This is a genomic window from Pseudoflavonifractor sp. An85 (genome assembly GCF_002161235.1).
In the GTDB taxonomy this organism is placed as follows: domain Bacteria; phylum Bacillota; class Clostridia; order Oscillospirales; family Oscillospiraceae; genus Enterenecus.
The window spans coordinates 1-5277 of record NZ_NFHE01000060.1 but is presented as its reverse complement, the minus strand read 5'-3'; the positions used below and the strand labels follow the sequence as shown (position 1 = coordinate 5277).

Sequence of the window (5277 nt, the reverse complement as noted above, 5' to 3'; positions counted from 1 at the left end):
CGCTCCGGGAGGCCCCGCGCCGAAGGCACGAATGGAGGGTGGCGGCACCCTCAATTCGCACCTCCGGCGCTCTCGCAAAACCTACAGCTTTGCTCACTTGCAAGATGTACGAAGCGTACGTACAATTGCGGTATGACCGCAATTGATACTTCGCTTCGATCTTGCTTCCGTTCGGCCTTAGTGACCTGCCGGAAGGGTTCGGAACCCAAACTGGGGTTCCTCATTTTGGAAAAGCGGCGGCGCTTTTCCGGATGTTTAGACGGTGGCGGCACCGTCATATTCCTTTCTGGCTTCTGCCCATCGGAAAGGAGGGCGTGACAGAAAATGGACAGCAGGACCAAGCGTTTCGAGCTTCGCCTGAACGCGCATGAGAAGGAAGTGCTCAAGGAGAGGGCCGCGAAGGCCGGGGTGTCCGTATCCGATCTGGTGCGGCTGGCCCTCGTCTATTCGGATCGCCTGACGGTTCGGACCATCGACATCTCGCCGCTGCGTGACCTGTGCTATGAGCTGACCAAGCAGGGCACGAACCTCAACCAGTTCATGCGATTCCTGAACACCTACGGTGGGGATGCGTACAACCGGGTTGCCGCGAAACAGCTCATTGAGAATATTGGCGATATGATTTTGCGCATCGGCGACGCCATGGCCGCGTTCGAGCGGGAGGCGGAACGCGGCGGTATCCTCATCGTCCACCCGCCGGAGGATGAAGATGATCTCTGATTTTTGAAAAGGTGGTGCTGTGGAATGACGGTCATCAAACAGCAGAGTGTGACAGAGAGCAGTCACCAGAAGCATCTGCGCGACTACATCAACAACGATAAAAAAGTTCTTCTCCGTGATGAGCAGAACATGGCCGGATGCCATGATCTGAAGCAGTGGGCGTCCTTCATGTCGCGCACCCGTGACCGGTACGGTCACAACAAGTCCGCACGGAAAAGCAGGGATAAGGAGACCGGCGAGGTCATCGAGGCAAAGAACACGATCCTCTATCATCAGGTGTTGGCGTTCCTTCCTGACGAGTGCGATGTGAACGACGGTAGGCTCACGCCCGAGGACTGCATGAGGTTCGCCAAGGAGTACGCCAGCCGGTATTACCCGAACCAGCAGATCGTGTTCGCCCTGCACAAGGAGCACTGTAAGGAGGACCATACCTACCGGTACGCGATCCACATGGTCATCAACCGCTCCAACATCGTGACGGGGAAACGTCTCGCCGAGGGCACCGGTGCGCAGGCGAAACGCAATCGGGCGAACCGTGTGCGCACCATGGATAAGGAGTGGGGATTGCAGCAGGTCGAGGAGGGCGTGCAAAATTCCAAGGTCCATGCGAAGCAGCCGTCGAAGATCGAGAAGGAGATCGAGTCGCGCGGCGTCCGTTCGTATAAGACGAATTTGCGGGAGCTGTGCCGGATCGCGGCACAGCGTGCAACGAACCTTGTGGAGTACCGGGAACTGTTGGAGGGCTGGGGAGTGGACACCCAGTTCCGCAGGGGGCGGATGTATGTCACCGATACGGACAACGCCCGTTATTCGTTCTCGGTGACGAAGCTGGACGCTTCGCTGAACCCGGAGGGATTGGAACGTGCGTTCCGGAACAACGCTGCGGGCGGCAGCGCGAACGGCGCAGACCGCACCGAAACGGTTCGAGCCGAGTATCTGTCCGGCATCAGGGACGCCTATCTGGCGTACCGCCGTCAGGCGCAGAGCATGGAGGGCACCACGCTCTCGAAGTTTCCGAAGCTCAAACTGCACCGTCCGCCCGAGGAGATCGCCGGTGATCCGGAGGTGCGGCGCACCATCCTCGCCTACTGGCGCGGGGCGGACGAACTGCGCGTGAAGCTGGCCTCCGATGTGCCCTATACCCGCAGGCAGGAGAAGCATGGTGAAACAACGTCGGCTACAACGAGTGCGGGACGTTCCATCCCACACGAGACGCATGACAGGAAGCAGGAACGGTGACACGCCCACCATGGATAGATTGATAGTATGATACAATGATAGTGTACGCGGAGAAAGGAGAATGCCGCGATGGCGAAGGATTTTGAGCAAGTGGAGGCCGAAGCGAAAACTGGCGGGAACGTCACGCTCGATGCCGAAGCCCAGCAATCCCGTGAAGCCGGGAAGCAACTGGCGGAGGAAGGTAACGGGAACAGTGATCTGCTGGCGGCGGCCCGGTCAATGGAGCAGGTGGCGAGAAAGCAGAAGAACCTGACCATCGAACTGAGGCAGACCACCAAGGCGGTCGCCGCCGCGCTGAAGGAGATCGAGGACATCCGCAGCAGCCTCCATGACATCACCAGTCAGGCGCAGCAGGCCGCATTGAACGGTGTCACCGCCGCGCAGGAGAAGGCGCAGGAGGAGACCATCAAGCGATTGGATGAGGTGGCGAAGAAGAACATCGAGTACATCGATGCTCTCACGCAGGAGTCCAAGCGCCGCATCGAACGGCTGAAGATGGTCACACTCCCGGACCGCCTGTTCAACTTCGGGAAGTGGACGGCCCTCTTCCTCATCCTCATCATCCTCTGCCACATCGTGTGGACCATGCTGATGGGATAAGCAAAATCAGAAAGTCGATCCTACAAGGGAAAGGAACCCACAATGGAAAAGAACGAGATGGATCGGGTCAAGCAGCGGTACACCGAGCTTGCCAACATGCTCGGCGAACTGAGCGGCGGGCTGGACTCGCTCAAGAAAACGATCCACAAGTTGGAAGGACTTGCCGCGCTCATCGACTTGCAGATCGAAGCGATGAATCCGAAGCACGACGGCAGCGCCATGGGACTTCTGCCCGGCACTACCGAAACTGCGGAGCTGCCATCGGATGAACAGACAGCGGAACGGACGGAGGAGCAGCAATAACAATGGTATTTCTACTAGCGGTTCTTTGCACCCTCGCTATGTTTGCAGGTATAGGCTTACTTATGTATACCTGTACTGACAGTTGCAGGAAAGAGCGTAGAATGCTCTTCACCTTTCTTGGGTGTCTGATAATCGTCACATCCGCTTTCATTACGTTCTTGGCTACAGGCACCATCTCCCTGCCCTCGCTATTGAAAGAAATAAATGGAACAGTTGTTAGTTGATAGGAGTGTAAGAATGAACGGACTTGACCTGACCACGTGGATCGAGAAGGCATCGACGGTGGGGATGATTCAGACGGTCTGCGTCGTCGCAGCCCTCAGCGCGGGCGGACTTTGCTTCTTCGTATTTGTCACATCATTCGGCAGTGAACCGGACAAGCTGAATAGAATCTTCTTCGCCTTTTCTCTGGCAGTTTTCGGTCTGTCCTTGATCTGTGGGACAGCCACAGGTATCTACCATAGAACCGAACTGTCGGAGACACAGTTCAACCGGTACGTGGCTGATGGGTACGGTCTTGCCGAACTCGACTGCACCCTGCCCGACGATTATCTCGAAGGTATGGATGACTTCACAACATGCACCGCCGTTCCCAAGGACACCGACATGACGGTAAAAACCAAAGTCACCCGTAATCTCGATTTCATCATCCGCGACAGCCGCGCCTACCTGTACGACGAGAACGGAAAACTCATGGAGGTCAAGCAATGAGTCTGAAGGTCATCACCTGCTACGCGCTGGAATGCGATTATTGCGATCGTCGCATCCCTGACCGGGAGAGCGAGTATGTCGGCTGGGACACGGTGGACGGCATCAACGCGGAACTGCAAGACCAATACGAACATTGGGGCGTCACCGAGGACGGACGCCACTGCTGCACCGACTGCCTCACCGTCACCGGCGACGATCGGTATGTGACGCCGGATGGGACGGCGGCCACGCTGTTGAACGGAATCCACATCACGGAAAGGACGTGATCGAAATGGCTGGGGTAATCGAGGTGACGGATTTTGAAGTCATCAAGGAGCGGAAGGAGGAAAGGAAAACAAGGTCATCTGTTTTCGTGTGGTTCGACATTGTGGTGACGGTGTTGTTCACCCTGTCCATGCTGATCTCCGCTCTCATGGTTCTAAGCGTGATGGTGGCGATCACACTGGAAGCGGCGGGCATCGTCTCCCTTCCCTCGCAATTGAATGTGATCCCGATAAAGCCGATGGCGCTGTGGATGGGTGCGGCTGGTCTTGCGTGGATTGTGAAACTGGCGTATCAACGGTGCCCGGGGACGCCGCGTCTTGTGCAGGGGATTTGGGCTGCGGCGGCCGTGGTGTTCGTGGTGCTGAGCCTCATCTGCGGCTATGGGTTCCTGAAAGAGAATTGGCGAGTCTTCTTCCCATGGAAGCCGGTCTCGATGCAGTGGGAGGTCACCAACATTGATTCCGTCAGGCCGCTGCTTGATGAAAACGGTGAGTTCCAAATCGGCATGGACGGCACCATGGAGGCCAAGCTGCCCGAACATTGTCCGGCTGGTTCCGATCCCATCCAAGTGGGCAAGCTGCCCGAGAGTGATGCGTGGAGGAAACAGTTCACACTCGATCCAAACGCACTGATGGAGTACGGCAACCGCTGCCATGCGTACAGCTTCGTCCTCAGCTTCGACGGCACCACGGCGACATTGTACAGCACGGATAGTCAATAAATCCATCCAAAGGAAAGGAACGATGATGGAAGAGGAAAACAATAGGATCGTCGAAACCCTGCTGGGGCTTTCCGGCGCATCGGACGAGCACATGGAGGAGGTGCTGTCCGCCATTCCGTTCTTCACAGAATGGAACATGCTCAGCTTATGGGATGGTCTGCCGGTGAAGAGCAGGCTCCCTCCGGAGGTGGAGGCCGGGTTCAAAACCCGCAACCAGTGGGAAGAACAGAATCTCTGCCCGAAGGACGATGCGCGTCCTGTGCGGATGCACCCTTCGCCGCGGGCCAAGCGCATCTTCTATTACTATCATGTGTCCGACATCGGAGAAGCAGATCAGACAGAGGACGGAGAGCAACCAGTCCGTGTGACCATTCGCGTCGATGCCGGGGTCAAGAGGAATCTGCAAAGGCAGGCGAAGGAACTGGACATGTCCGTATCCGAATACATCGCCTTGCTTGTGATGCAGCCCTATGAAGATGAGAACGGCGAAACGGACTGACAAAAAGTGAAAGGCCCCGCAGGGATGAATCCCACGGGGCTTTTGCTATATCATCGCTGCGGATTTTCGGAGATGAGGCGCGTCCGACCATGCGCTTTTCAATGCGTCTTTTCTAGTGCGTCATCGTCCAAATCAAAACAAATTCTTTTCGGCTGTTTTCTATCACGTGCTCGCCTATTCAGCGCAAATGAGGTAAGGACGGTGGCGGCGAAGCAGTTGC

The 5277-nt window shown here is 56.8% G+C and carries 8 protein-coding genes; all 8 read left to right on the top strand.

All coding sequences use genetic code 11. From position 1 onward, the window contains the following. Nucleotides 1-324 precede the first annotated feature (324 nt). The gene (locus tag B5G37_RS14045) at nucleotides 325-720 is read left to right on the top strand and encodes a ribbon-helix-helix protein, CopG family (protein ID WP_087258863.1); all 396 of its coding nucleotides are present in this window, start codon (nucleotides 325-327) and stop codon (nucleotides 718-720) included. Nucleotides 721-744: 24 nt separating this feature from the next. Beyond that, entirely contained in the window at nucleotides 745-1959 is a 1215-nt protein-coding gene (locus B5G37_RS14040; RefSeq protein WP_087258861.1) for a relaxase/mobilization nuclease domain-containing protein, read from the top strand. Between the two features lie 69 nt (nucleotides 1960-2028). Continuing rightward, entirely contained in the window at nucleotides 2029-2559 is a 531-nt protein-coding gene (locus B5G37_RS14035; RefSeq protein WP_087258859.1) for a hypothetical protein, read from the top strand. Between the two features lie 42 nt (nucleotides 2560-2601). Next, nucleotides 2602-2862, top strand: coding sequence for a hypothetical protein (locus B5G37_RS14030; RefSeq protein ID WP_087258857.1), 261 nt, complete (start codon nucleotides 2602-2604; stop codon nucleotides 2860-2862). 237 nt (nucleotides 2863-3099) lie between these two features. After that, a complete protein-coding gene (locus tag B5G37_RS14020; RefSeq protein ID WP_087258853.1) occupies nucleotides 3100-3573 on the top strand; it encodes a hypothetical protein in 474 nt (157 codons plus the stop codon). Next, nucleotides 3570-3839, top strand: coding sequence for a hypothetical protein (locus B5G37_RS14015; protein ID WP_087258851.1), 270 nt, complete (start codon nucleotides 3570-3572; stop codon nucleotides 3837-3839). The genes B5G37_RS14020 and B5G37_RS14015 overlap by 4 nt, the downstream gene beginning before the upstream one ends. Before the next feature lie 5 nt (nucleotides 3840-3844). Continuing rightward, nucleotides 3845-4558: a hypothetical protein gene (locus B5G37_RS14010; protein ID WP_087258849.1), complete on the top strand. Its 714-nt coding sequence runs from the start codon at nucleotides 3845-3847 to the stop codon at nucleotides 4556-4558. Nucleotides 4559-4580: 22 nt separating this feature from the next. Continuing rightward, on the top strand, nucleotides 4581-5057 hold the full coding sequence (locus B5G37_RS14005; protein WP_087258847.1) for a hypothetical protein: 477 nt from the start codon (nucleotides 4581-4583) through the stop codon (nucleotides 5055-5057). Nucleotides 5058-5277 lie beyond the last annotated feature (220 nt).